This window comes from Amycolatopsis sp. WAC 04182, from assembly GCF_003947465.1.
Lineage (GTDB): Bacteria > Actinomycetota > Actinomycetes > Mycobacteriales > Pseudonocardiaceae > Amycolatopsis.
The window spans coordinates 1-758 of record NZ_QHJJ01000033.1; the positions used below are offsets into that span (position 1 = coordinate 1).

The 758-nt window shown below is 74.0% G+C and carries 1 protein-coding gene; it reads left to right on the forward strand.

Annotation, left to right across the window (positions count from 1 at the left end):
• Positions 1 to 758, forward strand: a 758-nt coding sequence (locus DMH01_RS42870) for a hypothetical protein (RefSeq protein ID WP_158633302.1), incomplete at both ends; no start/stop codon positions are given.

A 758-nucleotide genomic window follows, 5' to 3' on the forward strand; every position in this document is an offset into this window, starting at 1 on the left:
GGCGCCCTTTGTGGACATCGCCGAGCTCGCCCGTGTGCGTGAGGGCGTACTGGCGGGGGAGCCGGTGGGGCGGGCGTCCGGCGCGGGGGCGCGGGCGCTCATGGAGTCGATCACGGCCGAGGAGCGCGGGCCCGTCAGGAGCCCGCGCCGCCGCGCGCCGCGCAGGATGTTCCTGCTGGGGGTGGTGGCGGCCGGGCTGGCCGCCGTGCTCGCCGTCATGCTCCCGCTCGGCGGCCCGGCCACCGAGTACGCCAACGCCGCCGTCACGCTCAAGACCGGCGACGATTTCATCGACGTCGTCATCACCGACCCCGAGGCGGACGCGGCGATCTACACCGAGGCGTTCAGGGCCGCCGGCCTGGACGCCACGGTGCAGAAGATCCCCGTCGCGCCCGAGTACGCGGGCATGTTGTTCGGCCCGGCCACCCCGGGGGAGTTCCCGTCGGGGACCGGCGTGACCGTCCGCGGCGGCGAGACCTGCGCGTCGGTCTGGTGCGGCACCGTCTCCATGCCGACCGGGTACAAGGGCAAGGTCATTTTCGGGATCGGACGCCCGGCCAGGCCCGGCGAACGGTACGCCGCGCGGGCGCCGAGCACAATCGGCGTGGCGGCCGACGGCGTGGCGGGCGTCAAGCTCACGGGCAAGCCCGTCTCGCACGCGAAGGCCGAGCTGTCGCGGCGCGGCTTGAAGATCGAGTACGTGGCGCTGTGGATGAAGCCCGACGGCAGCGGCGGCGGTTATGACGTCGCCTCGGAAC